This is a genomic window from Tessaracoccus coleopterorum, assembly GCF_011174705.1.
Lineage (GTDB): Bacteria > Actinomycetota > Actinomycetes > Propionibacteriales > Propionibacteriaceae > Arachnia > Arachnia coleopterorum.
The window spans coordinates 933,541-954,836 of the sequence record NZ_JAANIJ010000001.1; the positions used below are offsets into that span (position 1 = coordinate 933,541).

At 68.6% G+C, this 21,296-nt stretch carries 23 protein-coding genes and 7 pseudogenes; 14 read left to right on the forward strand and 16 right to left on the reverse strand.

Annotated features, from left to right (window positions below; translation table 11 throughout):
- Nucleotides 1–98 precede the first annotated feature (98 nt).
- From G7085_RS32150 to G7085_RS05840, 3 genes and pseudogenes are all read right to left on the reverse strand, one after another.
- Nucleotides 99–296 (reverse strand): annotated as a pseudogene (locus G7085_RS32150) (hypothetical protein); the annotation flags it as partial.
- Nucleotides 297–633: 337 nt separating this feature from the next.
- Complete coding sequence (locus G7085_RS05835) at nucleotides 634–1,008, reverse strand: pilus assembly protein TadG-related protein (RefSeq protein WP_197510253.1); 375 nt, start codon at nucleotides 1,006–1,008, stop codon at nucleotides 634–636.
- A 157-nt stretch (nucleotides 1,009–1,165) separates the two neighbouring features.
- The gene (locus G7085_RS05840; RefSeq protein WP_197510254.1) at nucleotides 1,166–1,705 is read right to left on the reverse strand and encodes a hypothetical protein; all 540 of its coding nucleotides are present in this window, start codon (nucleotides 1,703–1,705) and stop codon (nucleotides 1,166–1,168) included.
- Between the two features lie 1,223 nt (nucleotides 1,706–2,928).
- Here G7085_RS05840 and G7085_RS05845 point away from each other — a divergent pair.
- The 5 genes and pseudogenes from G7085_RS05845 to G7085_RS05865 all read left to right on the forward strand — a co-directional run bounded on the left by G7085_RS05845 (nucleotide 2,929) and on the right by G7085_RS05865 (nucleotide 6,076).
- Nucleotides 2,929–3,652: pseudogene (locus tag G7085_RS05845) on the forward strand (amino acid ABC transporter ATP-binding protein).
- Between the two features lie 298 nt (nucleotides 3,653–3,950).
- Nucleotides 3,951–4,532, forward strand: a complete 582-nt coding sequence (locus G7085_RS24490; protein WP_331715501.1) for a transporter substrate-binding domain-containing protein — start codon at nucleotides 3,951–3,953, stop codon at nucleotides 4,530–4,532.
- Nucleotides 4,533–4,554: 22 nt separating this feature from the next.
- On the forward strand, nucleotides 4,555–5,586 hold the full coding sequence (locus G7085_RS05860) for an ABC transporter permease subunit (RefSeq protein WP_197510257.1): 1,032 nt from the start codon (nucleotides 4,555–4,557) through the stop codon (nucleotides 5,584–5,586).
- Complete coding sequence (locus tag G7085_RS24495; protein WP_231980815.1) at nucleotides 5,577–5,744, forward strand: hypothetical protein; 168 nt, start codon at nucleotides 5,577–5,579, stop codon at nucleotides 5,742–5,744. Before G7085_RS05860 ends, G7085_RS24495 begins: the two co-directional genes overlap by 10 nt.
- Nucleotides 5,729–6,076, forward strand: coding sequence for a hypothetical protein (locus G7085_RS05865; RefSeq protein WP_231980006.1), 348 nt, complete (start codon nucleotides 5,729–5,731; stop codon nucleotides 6,074–6,076). Before G7085_RS24495 ends, G7085_RS05865 begins: the two co-directional genes overlap by 16 nt.
- 35 nt (nucleotides 6,077–6,111) lie before the next feature.
- On the opposite strand, the pseudogene G7085_RS05870 reads toward G7085_RS05865, so the two are convergent.
- From G7085_RS05870 to purB, 3 pseudogenes are all read right to left on the reverse strand, one after another.
- Nucleotides 6,112–7,515: pseudogene (locus G7085_RS05870) on the reverse strand (NAD(P)(+) transhydrogenase (Re/Si-specific) subunit beta).
- Nucleotides 7,516–7,521: 6 nt separating this feature from the next.
- A pseudogene (locus G7085_RS05875) lies at nucleotides 7,522–9,057 on the reverse strand (Re/Si-specific NAD(P)(+) transhydrogenase subunit alpha).
- Nucleotides 9,058–9,160: 103 nt separating this feature from the next.
- Nucleotides 9,161–10,572, reverse strand: a pseudogene (gene purB / locus G7085_RS05880) (adenylosuccinate lyase); the annotation flags it as partial.
- Nucleotides 10,573–10,698: 126 nt separating this feature from the next.
- Here purB and G7085_RS05885 point away from each other — a divergent pair.
- On the forward strand, nucleotides 10,699–11,166 hold the full coding sequence (locus G7085_RS05885) for a hypothetical protein (protein WP_197510259.1): 468 nt from the start codon (nucleotides 10,699–10,701) through the stop codon (nucleotides 11,164–11,166).
- The gene (locus G7085_RS05890; protein ID WP_197510260.1) at nucleotides 11,166–12,044 is read left to right on the forward strand and encodes a hypothetical protein; all 879 of its coding nucleotides are present in this window, start codon (nucleotides 11,166–11,168) and stop codon (nucleotides 12,042–12,044) included. Before G7085_RS05885 ends, G7085_RS05890 begins: the two co-directional genes overlap by 1 nt.
- A 206-nt stretch (nucleotides 12,045–12,250) precedes the next feature.
- On the opposite strand, the gene G7085_RS32155 is transcribed toward G7085_RS05890, so the two are convergent.
- Both G7085_RS32155 and G7085_RS29580 read right to left on the reverse strand, forming a co-directional pair.
- Nucleotides 12,251–12,658 (reverse strand): alpha/beta hydrolase, encoded by a 408-nt coding sequence (locus G7085_RS32155; protein WP_331715934.1) that lies wholly within the window; start codon nucleotides 12,656–12,658, stop codon nucleotides 12,251–12,253.
- Entirely contained in the window at nucleotides 12,582–13,010 is a 429-nt protein-coding gene (locus G7085_RS29580) for an alpha/beta hydrolase (protein ID WP_197510261.1), read from the reverse strand. Before G7085_RS29580 ends, G7085_RS32155 begins: the two co-directional genes overlap by 77 nt.
- A 79-nt stretch (nucleotides 13,011–13,089) precedes the next feature.
- Here G7085_RS29580 and G7085_RS32160 point away from each other — a divergent pair.
- Nucleotides 13,090–14,999: pseudogene (locus tag G7085_RS32160) on the forward strand (glycoside hydrolase family 15 protein).
- Between the two features lie 279 nt (nucleotides 15,000–15,278).
- On the opposite strand, the gene G7085_RS05910 reads toward G7085_RS32160, so the two are convergent.
- The 8 genes from G7085_RS05910 to G7085_RS29605 form a co-directional block, all read right to left on the reverse strand.
- Nucleotides 15,279–15,647 (reverse strand): MaoC family dehydratase, encoded by a 369-nt coding sequence (locus G7085_RS05910; protein ID WP_197510262.1) that lies wholly within the window; start codon nucleotides 15,645–15,647, stop codon nucleotides 15,279–15,281.
- A gap of 141 nt (nucleotides 15,648–15,788) precedes the next feature.
- The gene (locus G7085_RS05915) at nucleotides 15,789–16,094 is read right to left on the reverse strand and encodes a hypothetical protein (protein WP_197510263.1); all 306 of its coding nucleotides are present in this window, start codon (nucleotides 16,092–16,094) and stop codon (nucleotides 15,789–15,791) included.
- Nucleotides 16,085–17,290 carry an SDR family NAD(P)-dependent oxidoreductase gene (locus G7085_RS05920; RefSeq protein WP_197510264.1) on the reverse strand — a complete coding sequence of 402 codons (1,206 nt, stop codon included), beginning with the start codon at nucleotides 17,288–17,290 and terminating at the stop codon, nucleotides 16,085–16,087. Before G7085_RS05920 ends, G7085_RS05915 begins: the two co-directional genes overlap by 10 nt.
- Nucleotides 17,185–17,529: a hypothetical protein gene (locus G7085_RS05925; RefSeq protein ID WP_231979277.1), complete on the reverse strand. Its 345-nt coding sequence runs from the start codon at nucleotides 17,527–17,529 to the stop codon at nucleotides 17,185–17,187. Before G7085_RS05925 ends, G7085_RS05920 begins: the two co-directional genes overlap by 106 nt.
- A 58-nt stretch (nucleotides 17,530–17,587) precedes the next feature.
- Nucleotides 17,588–17,809, reverse strand: coding sequence for a hypothetical protein (locus tag G7085_RS24505; protein WP_231979278.1), 222 nt, complete (start codon nucleotides 17,807–17,809; stop codon nucleotides 17,588–17,590).
- Nucleotides 17,746–18,114 carry a thiolase family protein gene (locus G7085_RS29595; protein WP_331715935.1) on the reverse strand — a complete coding sequence of 123 codons (369 nt, stop codon included), beginning with the start codon at nucleotides 18,112–18,114 and terminating at the stop codon, nucleotides 17,746–17,748. The genes G7085_RS24505 and G7085_RS29595 overlap by 64 nt, the downstream gene beginning before the upstream one ends.
- The gene (locus tag G7085_RS29600; protein ID WP_331715936.1) at nucleotides 18,015–18,290 is read right to left on the reverse strand and encodes a thiolase family protein; all 276 of its coding nucleotides are present in this window, start codon (nucleotides 18,288–18,290) and stop codon (nucleotides 18,015–18,017) included. The genes G7085_RS29595 and G7085_RS29600 overlap by 100 nt, the downstream gene beginning before the upstream one ends.
- A 5-nt stretch (nucleotides 18,291–18,295) precedes the next feature.
- Nucleotides 18,296–18,772: a thiolase family protein gene (locus G7085_RS29605; protein WP_269451786.1), complete on the reverse strand. Its 477-nt coding sequence runs from the start codon at nucleotides 18,770–18,772 to the stop codon at nucleotides 18,296–18,298.
- A gap of 71 nt (nucleotides 18,773–18,843) precedes the next feature.
- Between G7085_RS29605 and G7085_RS05935 the strand changes: the two genes are divergently transcribed.
- The 6 genes and pseudogenes from G7085_RS05935 to G7085_RS24515 form a co-directional block, all read left to right on the forward strand.
- Nucleotides 18,844–19,131, forward strand: a complete 288-nt coding sequence (locus G7085_RS05935) for a TetR/AcrR family transcriptional regulator (RefSeq protein ID WP_197510266.1) — start codon at nucleotides 18,844–18,846, stop codon at nucleotides 19,129–19,131.
- A gap of 29 nt (nucleotides 19,132–19,160) precedes the next feature.
- Nucleotides 19,161–20,000 carry an acyl-CoA dehydrogenase family protein gene (locus G7085_RS05940; protein WP_197510267.1) on the forward strand — a complete coding sequence of 280 codons (840 nt, stop codon included), beginning with the start codon at nucleotides 19,161–19,163 and terminating at the stop codon, nucleotides 19,998–20,000.
- Between the two features lie 19 nt (nucleotides 20,001–20,019).
- The gene (locus G7085_RS05945; RefSeq protein WP_197510268.1) at nucleotides 20,020–20,367 is read left to right on the forward strand and encodes a hypothetical protein; all 348 of its coding nucleotides are present in this window, start codon (nucleotides 20,020–20,022) and stop codon (nucleotides 20,365–20,367) included.
- On the forward strand, nucleotides 20,295–20,846 hold the full coding sequence (locus G7085_RS05950) for an acyl-CoA dehydrogenase family protein (protein WP_197510269.1): 552 nt from the start codon (nucleotides 20,295–20,297) through the stop codon (nucleotides 20,844–20,846). The genes G7085_RS05945 and G7085_RS05950 overlap by 73 nt, the downstream gene beginning before the upstream one ends.
- Nucleotides 20,807–21,172, forward strand: a complete 366-nt coding sequence (locus G7085_RS24510; protein WP_231979279.1) for a hypothetical protein — start codon at nucleotides 20,807–20,809, stop codon at nucleotides 21,170–21,172. Before G7085_RS05950 ends, G7085_RS24510 begins: the two co-directional genes overlap by 40 nt.
- Nucleotides 21,070–21,285, forward strand: a pseudogene (locus G7085_RS24515) (acyl-CoA dehydrogenase); the annotation flags it as partial. The gene G7085_RS24510 and the pseudogene G7085_RS24515, both read left to right, overlap by 103 nt.
- Nucleotides 21,286–21,296 lie beyond the last annotated feature (11 nt).

Below are 21,296 nucleotides of genomic sequence, written 5' to 3' on the forward strand. Positions count from 1 at the left end.
ACGTCACCGCAGGCCTCAGCGGTGGTGAGACCGACGCCTTCGAGCCGACGCCAGATCTCCGGCACGTCCTCCACACGGATCCAGTGGAGTTGGATGTTCTGGCGGTCGCTGATGTCGGCGGTGTCGCGGGCGAACTCGGTGGAGATGCCCGCGATGGTGCGGAGCTGCTCGTTGCTGAGCGCTCCCCGTCGGAGCGGACCCGCATCATGAAGAACTCGTCGTCCAGTTCCTCGGGCGCCAGGCTGGCGGTCTTGCCGCCGTCGATCCCGGGACGGCGCTGCGTGTAGAGGCCCCACCAGCGCATCCTCCCCCGCAGATCGTCGGGCGCGATGGCCGCGAAACCCTCCTTCGAGTAGACCTCCTCGATGCGGGCGCGGACGTTGAGTCCGTCGTCGTCCTGCTTGAAGGCCTCGTTGCCGTTCAGAGGCGACTTGTCACCATCGGCCCAGGCTCCGGTGGCCTGATTCCTCACTGGACGTGCGGGTGCTTGTGTCATGACGGGTCCTCTTGTCGGTTATCTGCGACCAACCGGGGCACCCCCGTCGTCATTCCCTCAACTGGCCTCTGATCGCCGTGGGCGAAGTAGTATCGCGTTCAATCAAAGCGTGGATGACTAGCGGAAATGCACGCTGGTCAGGCCTCTTCCCCATTGAGGGTGCTGACTGCGGCAGCTGACGAGGCAACCTGGAAATCGATGGTCTGGACGCCTATCAGCCCGAGGAAGATGGTCGGGTATGCGCCCGAGATCGTGACCCGGGCGGTGGTCGCCCCGGTGACCTCGACGCTGGCCCTGTACCCGGCATCCGCAGCGAATGCCTGACCCGCGCGCCGGGCGGCGCCGACGTCCAGGCGGGGCCCGCCGTCGGTGATGATCACCTCGTGCGCAGCCGCCCGTGCGGCCTCGGCCGCGATGCTCCGCGCCTCCTGCTCGGCCTCGGCATGGCCTGAGAAGTCGACGCCCAGCCCCACCGTGATGATGAACGCGGGCATCGCGACTGCCGTCCACACCGAGAGGCTGACCCCACGTTCGTCGCGCCGGCGGCTTCTCACCGGTTCACCGACTGCATCTCGCCGACGATCACATCGGCGTCGCGGCTCAACGAGAATGGCAGCGACCCTGACCGGCCACCGCCCTGCCATTCGACGGCCCAGTCGGATGTCACCGTCACCGTGTAGCGGCCATCCTCCGCATAGACGTAGCCGCAGTCGGGTGAGGCCACGTTGCGCCCGCCGGTCGCCGCGGCACTCCAGGGTGTCCCTTGCCACAGGACACAGAGTCGCCGTTGCCCATCTCCCAGGTCAGGCCCGTCACCTTCGCCGTGAGGGTCACGCTCACACCCGCCTCCGAGATCGAATCGGAGACCGGCCCCCACTGCAAGGACGATGAGGGCGCGGCCCACAGCCAGGTGTGCCAGCCGACGTAGGCCATCCGTTGGGGCGAGTCGGCCCGCGGGAACATCCCGATCTCGGGCGCCTCGAAGTCGATGCTCGCGAGCAGTCGCCTGGCGAGCTCCTCGGGATCCGGGGCCTCAGGAGCCGACGGCAACCAGCGGAGCACGGTGCTCCAGGGGTCCGGGAGCCCGTCAAAACCGACCCGCGAACAGGCGTAGATGGCGCCCGATGACTGCCCACCCCAGGCGGGGTCGCCCCGCGGCGGCTGCGGCTCGGCCAGTCTGCACCAGGAGTCGGCGTAGTCACTCCACACGCCCAACGCCGTGGTGCATGAGATCACACGGCCCTGATACTCGCAGACTCTTAATGCCGTCCCAGTAACCGCTTGTCCACCTGAACTCCCCTGGTCGACTTCTTCGCCTGTGCCAGAACCGTCCTCGACCTCGATCTCCGTGACACACTTCGCCCGACGGGTATCCCAACTTGCGCACAGCTTCTTAGCCTCCGCCTGCTCTGCTATCCCCGATGCAGCGACACCCACAAGGAACGCAGCAACCAGGAGACAGCTGAGAAGCAACCTCGTCAGCATGTAACCGGCTCATTTCGGACTTGAGCGACCCGCCAACTCCCATCAGGCAGCAGCTGCAGGGTGCTCTCCTCAGTGAAGGTCCCGGAGGCTGGCACCTGTGTGCCGGTATCAACCTCGAAGAGCCGCAGGCCACCCCGATCCACGCAGTAGCTAACTACTGCGGTCCGTGGATCAGCACCTGATTCTCCAACAGCGACGGAAATGTCTCGAAAGGACAATCCTCCACCCGATCGGAGACGGTCCTCTCGAAAGCCCGCGATCCGCTCGATGATCAGGGAGGCCTCTTCGCCAGTCGTCACGTGCTGTGTCTCGTTCAGATCATTTGTGCCGAACGGGTCCGCTGCGAACTTCTCATAGACCCTCTGGTACTCCTGCCACCCGTGGATCACCGCGGCCGTGATCGGGTCCTCCGTCGGCAACGTCGCCGGATAGCTCGGAAAAGCCGTGGGCGTCGGACTGGGCGTGGGCGTCGGACTGGGCGACGGCGTCGGCGTGACGCTCGGCGAGGTACTCGTGACACTCGGGGTGGGGCTCGGAGGATCGGACGGCGCGCACCCGACCAGGGCCGAGGCGCACGCCAGCGCGATCAGGGAAGCGAGTCGACGCTGCATCCGGACCTCCTTTGGTCACCGGGGAGGCCATTCAACCAACCAAACCGCGCACTTCAAGCCCGAACTCCCAGATCTGTGGACAAACCCGGCGAGCCGGAGGCGTCCGCTCCCGGCACCGGAAGTCACAGCGATGAGGCATGCCAGGCGAACCTGAGCGTGAAGTCACGCACGGCAGAGAAGAAGCACGCGGATAGATCCCTCCCCGACTAGGGGTTTCAACCTGATCATCGGACATTTCACGCTGGTTACGTTCTTGCAACTTTCCACTACTCAACGGTCAATCGACCGTTTCCGCTGTTAGTGTTCCGACATGTCAACCACCCCACCGAGAGGCCCCTGGTCGAGGTCCGTGGCGTGAACAAGTTCTTCGGTGAACATCACGTCCTCAAAGACATCGACCTCGATGTCCAGCGCGGTGAGGTTGTCATCGTGATCGGACCGTCGGGCTCCGGCAAGTCGACCCTCTGCCGCTCGATCAACCGCCTGGAGACCATCACCTCAGGCGAGATCCACATCGACGGCAAACTCCTCCCGAGGAGGGAGGGCCCTCGCCCATCTGCGGAGCGAGGTGGGCATGGTTTTCCAGTCCTTCAATCTGTTCGCCCACAAGACCGTGCTCGAGAACGTGACGCTCGCGCCGACCCGTGTGCTCAAGATGTCGAAGGCGGACGCAAAGAAGCGTGCGATGGAACTCCTCACCCGCGTCGGCGTGGCCGACCACGCCAACAAGCTGCCCGCCCAACTCTCAGGCGGTCAGCAGCAACGCGTCGCCATCGCCAGGTCACTGGCAATGGATCCCAAGGTCATTCTGCTCGACGAACCGACGTCGGCCCTCGACCCAGAGATGATCAACGAGGTCCTCGACGTCATGATCGAACTCGCCCGAAGCGGCATGACAATGCTCGTCGTGACGCATGAGATGGGCTTCGCGAAGAAGGCCGCCGACCGGGTCGTCTTCATGAGCGACGGCGCCATCGTCGAGCAGGCGACCCCGGAGGAATTCTTCTCCAATCCCAAGACCGACCGAGCCAAGGACTTCCTGTCCAAGATCCTCGCCTGAACGCGAGAACCAGAAGGAGCAAACATGAAGCTCAGTAAGATCGCTGCCGGTACTCTCGCCCTCTTCACCGCCGTCGCATTGACGGCGTGCGGAGGCGACACCACCGGCCCGTCCACCGACTTCCCGAGGGAAGCACGATGGCCAAACTCAACTCGGCCCAGAAGATCACCATCGGCACCAAGTTCGATCAGCCATTGTTCGGCCTGATGGGGCCGGACGGCACGCCCGTCGGATTCGACGTCGAGATCGGCAAGCTCATCGCGAAGCGGCTGGGAATCCCGAAGACAAGATCGAATGGGTGGAGACGGTGTCGCAGAACCGTGAGCCGTTCATCCAGAACGGGCAGGTCGACATCGTCGTCGCCACCTACACGATCAACGACAAGCGCAAGGAAGTCATCGACTTCGCGGGCCCGTACTACATCGCGGGTCAGTCGTTCCTGGTGCCGAAGGGCAACCCTGCGGGCATCACGTCGACCGACACCATCGGCGACAACACCATCTGCACGGTGACCGGTTCGACTTCAGAGAAGAACATCAAGGAGTTCACCGACAAGGTGATCACCGTCGACAAGTACTCCGACTGCCTGGAGCCGATCCGCAGCGGCGACGCGCAGGCCCTCACCACCGACAACGTCATCCTGGCCGGCCTGGTCGACCAGAACGGTGACGAGTTCGAGGTGGTCGACTACACCTTCACCAAGGAGCCTTACGGCATCGGCCTGAAGAAGGGTGACGACGACTTCCGCGCCTTCATCAACGACACGCTCGAGGCGTCGTTCAAGGACGGAGCCTGGGCGAAGGCGTGGGAGAACACCGCGGGTAAGGTACTCCCGACCCCCGAGCCCCGACTGTCGACCGCTACTGACCACGTGATCTGACGACACCGAGAAGGAGGCGCGGATGGAGGCGGTATTCGCCAACCTGGACCAGTACTGGGCAGGCTTCAAGGTCACCCTCGAGCTACTGATCGTGGGTGGCATCGGCGCCCTCCTTCTCGGCATCGTCATCGCGCTGCTGCGCATCTCGCCCCTCGCAAGCCTCCGGGCCGTCGCGACTGGCTACACCGAACTTGTCCGCAACACCCCGCTCACCCTGGTGTTCTTCCTGATCATCGTGGTGCTGCCCACCCTTGACGTGCGGTTCAACTTCATGGTCGGCGCCTACCTGTCGCTGGCCATCTACACCTCGGCGTTCGTGGCCGAGGCGATCCGCTCCGGCATCAACGGCGTCCCGATCGGTCAGGCCGAGGCGGCGAGATCCGTCGGGTTGACCTTCGGGCAGACGGTGGGACTCATCATCCTGCCGCAGGCATTCCGGATGACCATCCCGCCGTTGATCAACGTCTTCATCGCCCTGACGAAGAACACGTCGGTGGCTGCCGGCTTCTACGTCGTCGAACTCGTCGCCGTCTCCAAGCAGCTCGCCAACGAGAACGGCAACGCCGTCATCCCGATCCTGATGGGTATCGCGGCGTGTTACCTGATCATCACCATCCCCTCGGCCAGATCGCCGGGTCATCGAGCGGAAGGTGGCGGTCCAGCGATGAGCACCCTCAACGTCCTCTACGACGCACCCGGCCCGCGCACCCGCCGGCTGTCGCGCGTGCTGTCCATCGTCCTGACGATCGCTCTCGCCGGGCTCGCCTTCTGGTTCCTGTGGCGCCTCGGGCAGCCCCGCACCACCGTCAACGGCGCTGTCCTCAGCGGCCTGTGGGACCCGAGCCGCTGGGACATCTTCGCCGAGGGCGACGTCTGGTACTCGCTCCTCGTGCGCGGCCTCCTGATGGGCACGCTGCGGGCCGCAGGCATCGCCGCCGTGCTCGCCCTGATCCTCGGCGTCCTACTCTGCTTCGCCCGCAGCGCCCGATCGGCCTGGATCCGGGTGCCCACCACCATCGTGCTGGAGTTCTTCCGGGCATGCCGGTGCTGCTGATGATGCTGTTCATCCTGCTCGCCCTCGGGCTCTCGGGCATGTGGCCCGTGGTGCTCGCGTTGACCGTCTACAACGGGCCATCATCGGTGAGGCGCTCCGTGCGGGGATCGCGTCGCTTCCCCGCGGCCAGCGGGAGGCGGGCCTGTCGCTCGGTCTGACGTCGACGGCCACCCGACTCATCGTGGAGTTCCCGCAGGCCTTCCGGCAGATGCTGCCGATCATCGTGGCGCAGCTGGTGGTGCTGCTGAAGGACACCTCGCTGGCCTACGTGGTCGCCTATCCCGAGATTCTGCGCACAGCGGGCACCCTGACCCAGTTCTTCGGCAACCGCTACGCCTTCTCGATCTTCGCGGTGGTCCTCGTGATCTACCTGATCGTCAACTTCAGCCTCTCCAGCTTCGCCAGGTGGTTGGCCCGACGCACCGGCCCCAAGGCCGAGGCCGCGCTGATGACGCAGAACACCAAGACAATGGGAGCGGCCGACGCCTGACCTGAGGGTCGGGCGCCGGCCGTTGGGGGTTCGGCTCAGGCGTTAACCTTCGCGGGCAGCGCCGCGACGATCTCCTGAGCGGTCGCCTTGGCGTCACCGAAGCACATCACCGAGTTCTCGTTGAAGAACAGCGGGTTCTGCACGCCCGCGTAGCCCGCGCTCATCGAGCGCTTGAACACCACGACGGTGCCCGCCTCCCAGACGCGCAACACCGGCATGCCGGAGATCGGCGAGCCTGGCTCCATGGCCGCGGGGTTGACGGTGTCGTTGGCGCCGATCACGAGGACCACATCGGTGTCCTTCAGGTCATCGTTGATCTCATCCATCTCGAACACGATGTCGTAGGGCACCTTGGCCTCTGCGAGCAGCACGTTCATGTGACCCGGAAGGCGTCCGGCAACGGGGTGGATGCCGAAGCCGACCTTCTTACCCTGCCCCGCAGCCGCTCGGTGAGCTCCGCGACGGCATACTGCGCCTGCGCGACCGCCATGCCGTAGCCGGGGACGATCATCACGGAGTCGGCCGCCTCGAGCAGGGCCGCGACCTCGGTGGTCGATGCCTCGCGGTGTTCCCGTAGTCACGGTCTCCCCGGTGGCGACGGCGTCGCCGAACCCGCCCAGGATGACGGAGACGAACGAGCGGTTCATGGCCTTGCACATGATGAAGGAGAGGATCGCGCCGGAGGCACCGACGAGCGCGCCGGTGATGATCAGGATGCTCATGTCGAGCATGAAGCCGCTCGCCGCAGCCGCCCAGCCCGAGTACGAGTTGAGCATCGACACGACGACGGGCATGTCCGCGCCGCCGATGGCCGCCACGAGGTGGGCGCCCAGCAGGAGCGACAGCACGGCGGCGATGATCAGCGGCAGGATCGAGCCGGTCGCCAGGTACCACCAGCCGAGCAGTGCGATCGCGATGACGACGGTGAGGTTCAACCAGTGCCGACCCGGCAGCGTCAGCGGCTTGGACTTGATCTTCCCGTTGAGCTTGCCCCACGCCACGAGCGACCCGGTGAAGGTGACGGCGCCGATGAACACACCGAGGAACACCTCGATCGAGTGCAGCGCGTCGGCGTGGCCGCCCGAATCGAGGTGCACGTTGAAGCCGACCAGTACGGCGGCGGCACCAACGAAGCTGTGCAGCAGGGCGACGAGTTCGGGCATGCCCGTCATCTCGACCTTCTTGGCCCGCCACAGCCCGATGGCGCCGCCGATGGCGAGCGCCGCGTACAGCATGATGGCCGCGTCGACCTGGAGGTTGTGGCTGGCATAGTCGCGGTATGCGATGGCGAAGTTGGTCGCCACAACGGCGAACACCATGCCCATGATCCCGTAGACGTTGCCCTTGCGTGCCGTCTCGTGCTTCGAGAGCCCGGCGAGCGCGAGGATGAACATCAGCCCGGCTGCGATGTAGGTCGCGTTGATGAAGTTCGTCAGCATGGCCGATCAGTCCTTCCTGAACATGCCGAGCATGCGCTGGGTCACGGCGAAGCCGCCGAACACGTTGATGGAGGCGAGCAGCACCGCGACCGCCGCGATGATCTTGACGAGCATGGAGTCGCTCGCCAACTGGGTCATCGCGCCGACGATGATGATGCCGCTGATGGCGTTGGTGACGCTCATCAGCGGGGTGTGCAGGGCGTGGGTGACGTTCCACACCACGTAGTAGCCGACGACGCAGGCGAGCGCGAAGATGCCGAACAGGCTGACGAAGGACGCGGGCGCGACCGTGAGCGTCGCGATCAGCACGATGGCCGCGACCCCGACCATGACGACCTGGTGCCACCAGGGCGGGGTTGCTTCGGCTCGGCGACGATGGGAGCGACCTCCGCGGCCGGCTTCGCGACCGGCGCGGCCGACACCTCGATCGGCGGTGGTGGGAACGTGACCTCGCCGTCGCGGACGGTGGTCATGGTGCGCACGACCTCGTCGTCGAAATCGACGACCAGTTGGCCGTCCTTCTCCGGGGTCATCAGCGTGAGCGCATTGACGAGGTTGGTGCCGTACAGCTGCGACGACTGACCGGGGAGCCGGCTCGCCAGGTCGGTCCAGCCGATGATGGTGACGCCACCGTCGGTGGTGTAGCTCTCACCGGGGCGGGTCAGCTCGCAGTTGCCGCCGCCCTGGGCGGCGAGGTCGACGATCACGGAGCCGGGCCGCATGGTGGCGACCATGTCGGCGGTGATCAGCTTCGGCGAGGGCCTTCCGGGGATGGCTGCCGTGGTGACGATGATGTCGACGTCTGCGGCCTGGTCGGCGTACAGCTGGGCGGCCTTGGCCGCGTAGTCGGCCCGACCTCCTTGGCGTAGCCGTCAGAGCTGACGCCCTGGCCCGCCGTGTCGACGTGCAGGAACGTGGCGCCCATCGACTCGACCTGCTCAGCGGTCTCGGGCCGCACGTCGGTGGCTCGGACGATGGCGCCGAGCGAGTTGGCCGCGCCGATGGCGGCGAGGCCCGCGACGCCGGTGCCCGCGACGAGCACCTTTGCCGGGGGCACCTTGCCCGCGGCGGTGACCTGGCCGGTGAAGAAGCGGCCGAACGCGTGCGCCGCCTCGACGACGGCGCGGTAGCCGGAGATGTTGGCCATCGAGCTGAGTGCGTCGAGCGCCTGGGCGCGGCTGGTGCGCGGCACCATGTCCATGCTCATTGCCGTCACACCGCGCGCGGCGAGTCGCTCGGTGAGCGCCTCGTCCTGACGCGGGAACAGGAAGCCGATGAGCACGGCTCCTGCTCTGAGGAGCGCGATCTGCGCGTCGGTGGGCGCGTTGACGGTGAGGACGATGTCGCTCCCCACGCCTCCGTCGCGCTCCCGACGGTCGCTCCCGCCTCCGCATATGCCTCGTCGGGGAACGCGGCGCGGACGCCGGCCCCTGTTTCGATCAGTACGTCATATCCAAGGGCGATCAGTTGCCCGACCGTCTTGGGGGTCGCAGAAACCCGGTTCTCACCGGGCCCGACCTCGTTGGGGATCCCTATCCGCATGTCCTGCACCGTATCGGTCTGGGCCAGGAAGGTCACAACCGGGGTCGCTCACCCGAACTGATCGGACAAAGCCCCTCGTCGGCGTCGCGTCAGAGGACGGAGCCGGGGTGTAGGCGGCGGCCTCCGGGTCGGCGGCGACGACCGCGGCGACCCGCTCGGAGACCCGGGCCACCTGCGCCTGCGCGGTTCCCGCGAGCTCAAGCGGCGACACGATCAGCGCGTCGAGGTCTGCGCGGGTGAGGCCGAGGCGCTCATCGGAGGCGAGCCGGTCGAGGAGGTCGTTGGTGCGGGCCCCTTGCGCAGGTCGAGCGCGACGGCCACGGCATGCTCCTTGATCGCCTCGTGGGCAACCTCGCGGCCGATCCCTTGCGGACGGCGGCCATCAGCACCTTGGTGGTGGTCAGGAACGGGAGGTACCGCTGCAGCTCGGCCTCGATGACGGCGGGAAGGCGCCGAAGTCGGCGAGCACCGTCAGGAACGTCTCGAACAGGCCGTCGAGGGCGAAGAACGCGTCGGGCAACGCGATGCGACGCACCACGGAGCAGGAAACGTCGCCCTCGTTCCACTGATCGCCGGCCAGTTCGCCGACCATCGACACGTAGCCGCGGACGACCACGGCGAGGCCGTTGACGCGCTCGCAGGAGCGGGTGTTCATCTTGTGGGGCATCGCCGACGAGCCCACCTGGCCCTCCTTGAACCCCTCGGTCACCAGCTCGAGGCCGGCCATCAGGCGGATCGTGGTGGCCACGTTGGACGGCGCGGCCGCCACCTGCGCGAGCGCGGTGACCGCGTCGTAGTCGAGCGAGCGGGGGTAAACCTGGCCGGTCGACGTGAACACCTGCGCGAAGCCGAGCTCGTCGGCGATCCGGCGCTCCAGCTCGGCGAGCTTGCCGGCATCGCCGCCGAGGAGGTCGAGCATGTCCTGCGCGGTGCCGACGGGGCCCTTGATGCCGCGCGCCGGGTAGCGACCGATGAGGTCGTCGAGCCGGTCGAGGGAGACGAGCAGCTCGTCGGCTGCCGTCGCGAAGCGCTTGCCCAGGGTGGTGAGCTGCGCGGCGACGTTGTGGGAGCGACCCGTGAGCGGCTGGTCGGCGTACTGGGTGGCGAGGCGCGCGAGCTGCGCCAGGGTGGCGACGACGCGGGCGCGGATGAGGCGCAGCGCGTCGAGCACCTGCAGCTGCTCGATGTTCTCGGTGAGGTCACGCGAGGTCATGCCCTTGTGGATGTGCTCGAACCCGGCGAGGTCGTTGAACTCCTCGATGCGGGCCTTCACGTCGTGGCGGGTGATGCGCTCACGGGCGTTGATGGAGTCGAGGTCCACCTGGTCGATGACGCGCTCGTAGGCGGTGATCACGGCGTTCGGGTCGGCGCCGCCGAAGTCGACGCCGAGGTCGCGCTGGGCGCGGAGCACGGCGAGCCAGAGGCGGCGTTCGGAGACGATCTTGGCCTCGGGGCCCAGATGTCGCGCATCTGCTTGGAGGCGTAGCGGTTGGCCAGGACATTGGGGACGCTCATGGGCCGCATTCTACTGAAGCCGCCCGTGGAGCGGCTTCGCCATCCGCGGCCATCAGCGGGCGCGCTCGGCGGTGACGGTCGGCCGGGGTTATCCACAGCCCCTGGGAACTCCGGGCGTGTGGGGAGTTGCGCTGCCTAAAGTCGAAGACATCTACCCGCTCCTGGGAGGAAGCTGCGATGCACCGTCTACTGCGCGCGATCCCGCTCCCGCTGACCGCCCTGGTCGCGCTCGGCTGCGCGCCTGCCCTCGCGCCGGAGGCGCCGACACCCACCCCTGCACGCTCACCCGCCGCGACGCCGTCCACCTCACCGAGCGCGACGCCCGTGGCGCCGGTGCGGTTGGCCTGGCAGAACCGGGTCGCCCTCGTGGGGGCTCCCGCCGTCACCGACGACGTGATCGTCGCCTATGTCCATGTGGGCTCCAGCCTCGCACTGGTCGGCTACGAGACCCTCACCGGCAACGAGTTGTGGCGGCGCGCAGCAGTGCCCGGGGCGGCACGATCGGGGTCGCCATCAATCCGCAGATCCTCCAGCATGACGGCGCGCTCTGGGCTGCCGCGCTCGCGGCGACCGGGTCCGGTTCCCACCGCGTGATGGTCCTCGATGCGCGCACCGGCGACGAGGTGCGGCTCCCCGCCCTGGAGTTCTGGGGGCTCACCCGGCCGCGGCGGTGCTCGGACGACCATCCTGCGTTCTGTTTCCAGATCCACCGCTCCGACGATGACGGCGGGACGCGGTACCGCGCCGACCCCGTGGCCGGCACCCTGGCGCCCGACCCGTCCTACGTCGCCGACGGCAACGTGCGGTTCCTCGGCGAGCACGTCTACTCGACCAACGACCGTGCGGACGAGGGAGGCACCGAGCTGCTCGGGTACCAGGCCGACGGCCGGACGCTGTGGGAGGTGCCGTATGTGGACGTGTTCGGGCCGCGGTCCAGCTCGGACAGCGGCTGGTCGTGGGACGACGAGGGCGCCGGAGAGCGGATCATCGGCATCGGCGGCGCGGGGTACTACGCGGGGATCAAGGCCGGCGATGAGATCCCGGCGGACGCGTTGCGAGCCGTCGGGCTCGACCGCTCGACGGGGCGGGTCGCCTGGAGCATCAAGGGCGCAAGCCACTGCCCCATGGACGTCGAGGCTCGGCCACGGGTCTCCGACCACTTCATCGCGTGCCGCTTCACCGGGAAGGAGGTGATCGTCGACGCCGGGCCGACGGCCTCAGAACCGACTTCAGCGGCCTGGTCGGCGAGTTGGTCGCGATCGACCGGGCCTCCGGCACCATCGCGTGGCGCCAGTCGATCAGCACCGGGTACTTCGACTTCGACTGGGCGTTCGTCTCGGACGACTCGGAGGCTGTGCTGCGCGGCGTCGGGGACACCGCGGTGCTGGTGGATCTGGCCACGGGCGACGCGGCCCCGGCCGGGGCCGACGAGGTGTTCGCGTGTGGGCGGGAGCGCGCCTGCGTGCCGCTGAGGATGGGTGATGAGGAGCACGAGTTCGCGGCGGGCGAGGGCCGGTTCCCCTGCGACCGCTCGGGCGGGAGGTGGACGCGTGGACACCCGGGTCGCTCAGACGGGCCGGCCAGGAGGGTGGGGCCTCGTGATCGTCGCGGGGCCGACACCATCTCCGGATACCTGGTTTCCCGCTGAGGAGCCGCGGGGTGGACCGACGCGTCCGACTCAGCCGAGGCCGTCGAAGAAGGCGACCAGCTCACCGGTGATCTGCGCCTCCGCTGCCGCCCGCGGTACGGTCGGCACGCCGTCGCCGGCCTGCGGCCCGTAACGACCGAAGAAGCTGTGCACCGCGCCGTCGATGACGACCAGCCGGGTGTCGGCGGGGAGCCTGGCGAGCCCACCACGGATGTCTGCCTCATCGGCCAACCCGTCGTGCTCGGCCATCAGGGACAGCGTCGGGACTCCGGCCGCGGTGAGGTCGTCGCCGTCGGAGGGTAGGCCGCCAGCAGCACGAGTCCGGCAACGGCAGGGGTCTTCCCGGCATGGGAGGCCGCCATCACTCCCCGAGCGAATGGCCGCCGACCACCACGTCGAGGCCCGGTGCCAGCTCGGTTGCGACCTGCCCGGCCCGATCGGCGTCGAGCACCGCCAGGTCGAACGGCATCTCCGGGATGAGGGTGCGCACCCCGTGCCCGGCCAGCGCGTGCCCGATCCACTCATAGGCCTGTGGACGGACCAGGCCGCCGGGGTACAGCACGAACGCGACGCGGGCCTCGCCGTCGGGCGGGTCGATCACGAGCACGTCACCACCCGCGTCCGCGAGGGTGACCCGGGGCACGGTGCCGTCAACCACGGCGTCCTGGCCGACGACGAGAGGGTCACGAACCACGATCGGCTGCGCGACGCCCACACCGTAGCCGACGAGCAGCGCGAGGAGCGGGATGATGAGGTGGCGGGGCTTCACGCGGCCATTGTGCAGGCTCATCGGCCTGCGGGTCGAGCACCCGTTCCGAGCCCGCTTCGCGCCCCCGCCCCGGCGCCGGGCCCGGGGGCACAATCGGTTGATGGGACACCCGATCGAGGACTATGCGCTGCTCAGCAACTGCCGCACCGCGGCCCTCGTCTCACGCAACGGCGACCTCGACTGGCTCTGCCTGCCGCGCTTCGACTCCGGTTCCATCTTCGGTGCGCTGCTCGGCGACGAGCGGCACGGACGCTGGTCGCTGCGCCCGGCCGACCCACACGCCCGGATGGAGCGAAGCTACGACGGCGACACGTTCGTCCTCGTCAACCGTTGGACCACCCCGACCGGCGAGGCCGAGGTCATCGAAGCCATGCCGATCGGCCACGACACGGCCGTGGTGCGACGCGTCCGGGGCGTCAGCGGCAGGGTGGAGTTCGAGTGCCACGTCCGCCTGCGCTTCGACTACGCCCGCGCCATCCCGTGGGTGCGCCAGACGGGTACCCACGACGAGCCCTGCCTGCGCGCCATCGCGGGCCCCGACGCCATCGACCTGCGCGGAGTTCGTCTGCAGGGCCACGGCCACCGGCACAGCACCAGGTTCACGGTGGAGGCCGGCGCCGTCCGCGACCTGACCCTCACCTGGCAACGGTCGCACCTGGACGGGACCCCACCCCGCGACGTGGACGCCGACCTCGCGTCGACCCGCCGTTGGTGGCAGGACTGGAGCGACAAGACCGAGCACGACGGCCCGGAGCACGCCCTGGTGACCCGATCGCTGCTGGTGCTGCGCGCCCTCACCGACGAGCGGACGGGCGGCGTCGCGGCGGCGGCCACCACGTCGCTCCCGGAGGCGATCGGAGGCGAACGCAACTGGGACTACCGCTACGTGTGGCTGCGCGACGCCGCCCTCACGCTCGAGGCGTTGATCGCCCACGGGTTCATCGACATCGCCCACCACTGGCGCGACTGGCTGCTCCGCGCAGTCGCCGGCGACGCCGCGCAACTGCAGATCATGTACGGGCTGGCCGGGGAGCGCGACCTGCCGGAGCGGATCCTCACCAGCCTGCCCGGCTACGAGGGCTCCTCCCCGTGCGGATCGGCAACGGCGCCGTCGACCAGTTCCAGGCCGACGTCATCGGCGAGGTCCTCGTCGCGCTGGACGCGGCGCGGGTGGCGGGCCTCGGTGAGGACAGGTTCTCCTGGTCGCTCCAGCAGGCCCTGGTCGAGCAGGCCATCGAGCGGATCGACATGCCCGACCAGGGCATGTGGGAGGTGCGCGACGAGCCGGAGATGTTCACGCACTCGAGGGTGATGGTGTGGGCCGCCCTCGACTGCGCCGTCCGGGCGGTGCGGACCCACGGGTTGCCGGGCGACGTGTCGCGCTGGGAGTCGTTTCGCGACCACATGCGCCGCGAGATCGAGGCCAACGGCTACGACGCGGAGCGCGGGCACTTCGTCCAGCACTACGGAACCACCGCTGTGGACGGTGCGCTCCTGTTGCTGCCCCAGGTCGGGTTCTGCGCGGCCGACGACCCCCGGATGGTCGCGACGGTGGCGGAGATCGAGCGCAGGCTGCTGGTCGACGGCTTCGTGATGCGTTACAGCACCGACGACGGAGTCGCGGGCGGCGAGAACGCCTTCCTGGCGTGCACCTTCTGGCTCGTCGAGCAGTACGCGATGGTGGGCCGCCTCGACGACGCCACCGCCCTGATGGAGCGGGCGTGCGCGACCGCCAACGACCTCGGCCTGCTCAGCGAGGAGTACGACCCGGCTGCCGCCAGGCAGACCGGCAACTTCCCCAGGCGTTCTCCCACCTGGCACTGGTGCGGGCCGCCGACGCCATCGGAGGCCACGGCGGCCGGGCGACCCACCGAAGGTGAGCCACCCGTCCTTCCGTCATCCCGCTACCCCGACCCCGCAGGTAGTGGCCGAAAGTTCCAACCAGACCGACCAGAACCGGCCACTGGCCGATTTTGCGAGGACACCCCACCGATCCGACCCCGCAGGTAGTGGCCGAAAGTTCCAACCAGACCGACCAGAACCGGCCACTGGCCGATTTTTCGAGGGCGCCCCACCGACCCGACCCCGCAGGTAGTGGCCGAAAGTTCCAACCAGACCGACCAGAACCGGCCACTGGCCGATTTTGAGAGGGCACCCCACCGACCCGACCCCGCAGGTAGTGGCCGAAAGTTCCAACCAGACCGACCAGAACCGGCCACTGGCCGATTTTTCGAGGGCGCCCCACCGATGTCCGAGGTCTGAGCTCCGAGGTCCGGCGCCGGGACGCCCTCAGTGCGGGGTGAGCTCACCGACCAGGTGCGGCTTCCCGTCCTTGTTCACCACCGAGAACCGACGGAGGTCGCCGTCGACCTCGGTGGCGAACCACACCTTGCCCGGCAGCAGGACCGGCTTGGCGAACTGCACCCGCACCGTGTAGGCGGCAGGCAGCCGGCCGGAGAGTGCCGCGAGGGAGCGGGCGTGCACCCACATGCCGTGCGCGATCGCCCTCGGAAAGCCGAACATCCTTGCCGTCACGGGAGACAGGTGGATCGGGTTGGCATCCTCGGACACCTTGGCGTACTGACGGCCGAGGTCGGCCGGCAGCCGCCACAGCTGCGACGGCGCGGCCGTCGGGGCGGCGAGGTGTTCGGCCTTCACCGGCTCTCCCCCACCCCCTTCGCCCCGATCGACAGGTAGTTCGACACCCCCTCCCACACGATCTCGTCGCCGACGTGGATCTGACCGCGCATGTCGAACGAGACCCCTTGGGATGCGGGCTCAGGTTCTCCGCGCACACCCTCATCCGCAGCCGCTCCCCACGGTGACGCGGCGGTGCAGCGTCATGGTGTTGCTGACGTGCACGAGGCCGGCCAGCGACATCGGGAAGTCGTCCTCGGCCATCATGGCCGCCTGCAGCGGGAAGGTCTGTACGTGCAACCAGGTGGCAGGCACCTCGTCGCGCAGCGTGAAGCCGCACACCCGGTCGTAGGCGGCGAGCCAGGTCAGGTCCTGCTTCTGGTCCATCAGCAGGTAGCTGCGGTCGGGCAGCGCGCCCACCTTCATGCCCCTCTTCCGGAACGACCCGACCAGGCCCTTCAGCAGCACCTTCTTCGCGTCGGGCGGCGCCGACAGCGAACGGACATCGCGACCCATGTCAGGCTCCGATCAGGTTCTGGCCGCACACCCGCACGATCTGCCCGTTGACGCCGCCGGAGGCGGGGTCGCACAGGTAGGCGAGGGTCTCGGCGACGTCGACAGGGTTGCCACCCTGCCCGAGCGAGTTGGTTCGCCGGAAGACCTCCCGCTGCACGAACGGGATCGCCGCCGTCATGTCGGTCTCGATGAAGCCGGGCGCGACGGCGTTGATCGTGACGGGCCTGTCCCCAGCGCGTCACGCAGGGCCCACACGTACCCATCACGCCCGCCTTGGAGGCCGCGTAGTTGGTCTGGCCCTTGTTGCCGGCCACGCCGGAGGTGGAGGCGATACCGACGAGACGGGCCTCTGCTGCGAGGCCACCCGGCCTGTCACCTGCGAGCAGGAAGTCGTTGATCCGGATCTGGGCGGCCAGGTTGACGTCCATGAGGCTCGCCCACTGCTTCTCGTCCAGGTTGGCGAGCATCTTGTCGCGGGTGATGCCCGCGTTGTGCACCATCGCCCAGATGCGGGTGTCCGCCCCGTGCCGCGATGCCACGTGCTCGGCGATGCGGGCCCCGGCGTCGGACACGGTGATGTCCAGCTGCAGGGCCGATCCGCCGATCTCGTTGGCCACCTTCGCGAGCGCGTCTCCGGCACCGGGGATGTCGATGGCCACGACGGTTGCGCCGTCACGCGCGAACGTGCGCGCGATCGCGGCGCCGATGCCCCGCGCGGCGCCGGTGACGACGACCAACCGCCCGTCGTAGGGCCTGGGGCTCACCTGATGGGTCACGGTGGCCGGACCGACCCGCCAGGTCTGCCCGTCGACGAACGCGGAGCGACCCTCGAGCAGGAAGGACAGCGTCGACGCCAGGTCGGAGGCGACGGCGCCCTTCCGCACGAACACGAGGTTGGAGGTGCAGCCGTCGCGCAGTTCCTTGCCGACGGTGCGGTTGACGCCGTCGATCGCCTGCGCGACCGCCTTCGCCTCCAGACCGTCGACGGCGAGCGCGTCGCTTGCCAGGAGGATGATGCGGCCCGACGTCTCCAGCGACCGCATCACCGGCCGCAACATCGCCCGGATGCCCTCGAGCTGCGTGATCTCCCGCAGCCCGGTGGCATCGACGATGATGGCGCCCGGCCGGGCCGGGTAGCGGGCCGGCACCGCGCGGCCCTTGTCGTCCTTGACCCGCGCCTCGGGCAGGTCGACGATGGGCTGACCTGGGGTGATGCCGAGCAGGGTGAGGGTCTCGCGGGCGAGCCCCCGCCGGGAAGCTCACCGAGCACGACTGGCCCGGTCGGCATCACGCGGCCGCGGCGCAGCACGGGCGGGTCGCTGAGGCCCACCTTGCGGGCCACGAACTTGCCGGCAGGGGTGCCGTAGATCATCTCGAGAACGCTCATGTGGCTCATGCCTCCAGGATCGCGACGACGCCCTGGCCGCCTGCCGCACAGATGGAAATCAGGCCGCGGGACCCGGGCCCCTCTCGGCCAGCATCTTCGCGAGCGAGGCGACGATGCGGGCTCCGGTCGCCGCGAAGGGATGCCCGGCCGCGAGCGAGGAGCCCTTGACGTTGAGCTTCGACCGCTCGACGTAGAGCCCCTTCTGCTCGAGCGCCGTCAGCGTGGCGAGCACGGTGGACGCGAACGCCTCGTGGAACTCGTAGAAATCGAAGTCACCCATGGCGAGGTTGTTGCGTTCGAGCAGTTCCGGGATCGCCGAGACGGGGCGAGCAGGAGGTCGCCGGCGCCGTTGACGTAGTCGGAGGCCGCCACCTGCGCGTCGACCACCCTCGCCAACACAGGCCACCCTCGACGGCGCGCCTCCTCCTCCTCCGCGAGGAGTGCGACGGCGGCGCCGTCGGTCAGCGCGGTCGAGTTGCCCGCCGTCATCGTGGCCGCGTCGCCCTTGCCGAACACGGGGCGCAGCTTCGCGAGCGCCTCGATGGACGTCTCGGGTCGCAGGATCGCGTCCTTGGAGACCCGCAGGTAGGGGTGACCAGGTCGTCGAAGAAGCCCTCGTCCCAGGCCTTGGCCAGGTTGCGGTGCGACAGGTAGGCGAGCTCGTCCTGCTCGGCGCGGCTGACGCCCCACTTCTCGGTGGTCAGTGCCTGCGACTCGCCCATGCTGAGGCCGGTGCGCGGCTCGACGACGCCGGGAGGCACGGGCATCAGGTCGCCGGGCCGGATCCTGCCGAGCGCCCGGAGCTTCTCGGCACGCTGCGCGCCCGGTTCAGCGCGAGCAGTGCCTTGCGGAGCGACTCGGTCACGACGATCGGCGCGTCGGAGGCGGTGTCGACGCCGCCGGCGATGGCGACCTGCGCCTGGCCGAGCCTGATCTTGTTCGACGCGTAGACGACGGCCTCGAGGCCGGTGCAGCACGCCTGCTGCAGGTCGCAGGCCGGGGTGAGCGGCGAGAGCGCCGAACCGAGCACCGATTCGCGCGTCAGATTGAAGTCGCGCGTGTGCTTGAGGACGGCGCCGCCGACCACCTCGTCGACCTTCTGGCCCGCGAGGCCGAAGCGGGCGACGAGGCCGTCGAGGGCCGCGGTCATCAGGTCCTGGGCTGAGGCGAGGGCGTACTTGCCGCCCGCCTTGACGAACGGGGTGCGGTTGCCACCGACCACCACCGCGTTGCGTGAAGTCATCGTTGATCCTCTCGGGACGTATCTGTTACCGACAGTAGCAGGTACTGCAAGTCTCGGGTACTCTTGCGGGCATGAACGACTCCGAAGCACCGGTAGACGGCCGCGCGGCGCGCTGGGAGCAGCACAACGCCGAACGCAGGCGCGCCCTCGTGGAGGAGGCCGTGCGCACCATCCGGGAACTGGGCCCGGGCGTCGGGATGGACGAGATCGCCGCGCAGGCGAAGACCTCGAAGACGGTCCTCTACCGGCACTTCGGCGACAAGGCCGGTCTCTACCGCGAGATCGTGTCCTCGGTGCACGACTACATCCTGCGCACCCTTCCCTCGAGGACGCCGAGCACCTCGGCCCGCGCGACCTGATCGCCGAACTGGCCGACACCTACCTCGCGGTGGTCGAGCGCGACCGCAACCTCTACCTGTTCGTCTCATCCCGCCCGACCGGCGAGACGCCGACGGAGGATCCCGTGGCGACCATCACCACCAAGATCGGCAACGAGGTCGCCAGGACCTTCCACGCCTGGCTGCACAACCAGGGCCGCGACGTCGAGCCGGCCAACATCTGGGCCCACGGTGCCGTCGGTTTCATCTGGGCCGTCGCCGACCGGTGGATCGTCACGAACCTGCGACGCCCCGGGCCGAGGTGGTCGCCTACATCGACCAGTTCTTCGCACCAGCATTCGAAGCCCAACAAAGGAGTTGAGACCATGACCATCTCGCCCACCGGCGAAGCCCTCCGCAGAGCCCTCGACGGCCCGTTCCACGCGATCAAGCAGCGGTGGCGCGACGAGGTGACCGCGGACGACGTCGTCCGCGACACCGCGCTCTCGATGGAGGACGCGCGCGCATGGACGCTCGATGGCGTCGTCCGCCTGGCACACCGCCAGTTCGTCACGGCCGGCTTCCCCACCGCGCAGGGCGGCACCGGCACCGCGGCCGACTCGGTCGCCAACTTCGAGATGGTGGCCATGGGCGACCTCTCGTTGACCATCAAGTCGGGCGTCCAGCACGGCCTGTTCGGCGGCGCCATCGTCAACCTCGGCACCCAGTGGCACCACGAGACCTTCCTGCCCGACGCCATCAGCGTCGATCTGCCCGGCTGTTTCGCCATGACGGAGCTCGGGCACGGTTCCGACGTGCAGTCGATCGAGACGTCGATCACCTGGGACCCGGAGACCTCCGAGTTCGTCGTCCACTCCCCACCCCACGGCCACGAAGGCCTACATCGGTAACGCCGGGCGCGACGGACGGATGGCCGCCGTGTTCGGCCAGCTCTGGGTGGGCGACGTGCACGAGGGGGTGCACGTGGTCCTCGTGCCGATCCGCGATGAGCAGGGCAACGCGCTGCCCGGCGTGACCCTCGGCGACCACGGCCACAAGGGCGGCCTGCTCGGCGTCGACAACGGCACCATCGCGTTTGAACACGTGCGGGTACCCGTGAGATGCTGCTCGACCGGTACGGCGGCGTCGATGTGGACGGGGTCTACCAGTCGGCGATCAAGTCGAAGAACGCGCGGTTCTTCACGATGCTCGGCACGCTGGTGCGCGGCAGGATCTGCGTCGGAGGCGGTGCCGCCTCGGCCACCAGGAAGGCGCTGACCATCGCCACCAACTACGCCGACCGGCGCAGGCAGTTCCGGGAACCCGGCCTCGGCGAGGAGATCCTGCTCCTCGACTATCTGGCGCACCAGCGACGCCTGCTCCCCAACATCGCGCAGGCCTACGCGTTCGGGTTCGCCCAGAACCAGTTGGCCCTCGACCTGCAGAAGGTGACCGACCAGGCGGGCTCCGACACGCAGGCCGCACGGACGCTCGAGACGTTCGCGGCCGGCATGAAGGCGGCCCAGACCCGCTGGGCCAACGACACCATCCAGCAGTGCCGCGAGGCGTGCGGCGGCGCGGGCTACATGAGCGACAACGCCATCACGTTGCTGCGCCAGGACGCGGACGTGTTCGCTACCTTCGAGGGCGACAACACCGTCCTGCTTCAGCTCGTGGCCAAGGCGCTGCTGCTGCACTACCGCACCTCCTGGGGGAGATGGACCTGCGCGGCACCGCCCAGAAGACGGCGCGTCTGATCGGCGGCACCGTCCTCGAACGCACGACCGCCCGCTCGCTGATCGACCGCCTCATGGCGACGGCAGACCGCAAGCCGGAGACGCAGCGGCTGCGCGCCCGCGGTTGGCACATCCAGATGTTCGAGTTCCGCGAGACGCACGTCATCGAGGGGCTGGCGCAACGGATGCGGGTGGCGAGCAAGGCCGAGGACGCGTTCGGGCCGTCAACCAGTGCCAGCCCCACATGCTGGAGGCCGCGCGGGCCCACATCGACCGCATGGTGCTCGAGACGTTCATCGAGGCCATCGAGGAGTGCGAGGACGACTACGTCAAGGCACTGCTCGTGAAGGTGTGCGACCTGTACGCGCTGTCGACCATCGAGGCCAACCGCGCCTGGTACCTGGAGCACGAGGCGTTCGATCCGCGCCGCAGCAAGGCGGTCACGGCCGCCGTCGACCAGTTGTGCGGTGA

Bases quoted from the DNA above. Each gene is read 5' to 3' on its own strand.
- G7085_RS05860 (WP_197510257.1), top strand. From the start codon at position 4,555: ATGGAGGCGGTATTCGCCAACCTGGACCAGTACTGGGCAGGCTTCAAG.
- G7085_RS05890 (WP_197510260.1), top strand. From the start codon at position 11,166: ATGGTCCTCGATGCGCGCACCGGCGACGAGGTGCGGCTCCCCGCCCTG.
- G7085_RS29580 (WP_197510261.1), bottom strand. From the start codon at position 13,010: ATGAGCCTGCACAATGGCCGCGTGAAGCCCCGCCACCTCATCATCCCG.
- G7085_RS05925 (WP_231979277.1), bottom strand. From the start codon at position 17,529: ATGAGCGTTCTCGAGATGATCTACGGCACCCCTGCCGGCAAGTTCGTG.
- G7085_RS24505 (WP_231979278.1), bottom strand. From the start codon at position 17,809: ATGGGTGACTTCGATTTCTACGAGTTCCACGAGGCGTTCGCGTCCACC.
- G7085_RS29605 (WP_269451786.1), bottom strand. From the start codon at position 18,772: ATGACTTCACGCAACGCGGTGGTGGTCGGTGGCAACCGCACCCCGTTC.
- G7085_RS05935 (WP_197510266.1), top strand. From the start codon at position 18,844: ATGAACGACTCCGAAGCACCGGTAGACGGCCGCGCGGCGCGCTGGGAG.
- G7085_RS05945 (WP_197510268.1), top strand. From the start codon at position 20,020: ATGGCCGCCGTGTTCGGCCAGCTCTGGGTGGGCGACGTGCACGAGGGG.
- G7085_RS05950 (WP_197510269.1), top strand. From the start codon at position 20,295: ATGCTCGGCACGCTGGTGCGCGGCAGGATCTGCGTCGGAGGCGGTGCC.
- G7085_RS24510 (WP_231979279.1), top strand. From the start codon at position 20,807: ATGGACCTGCGCGGCACCGCCCAGAAGACGGCGCGTCTGATCGGCGGC.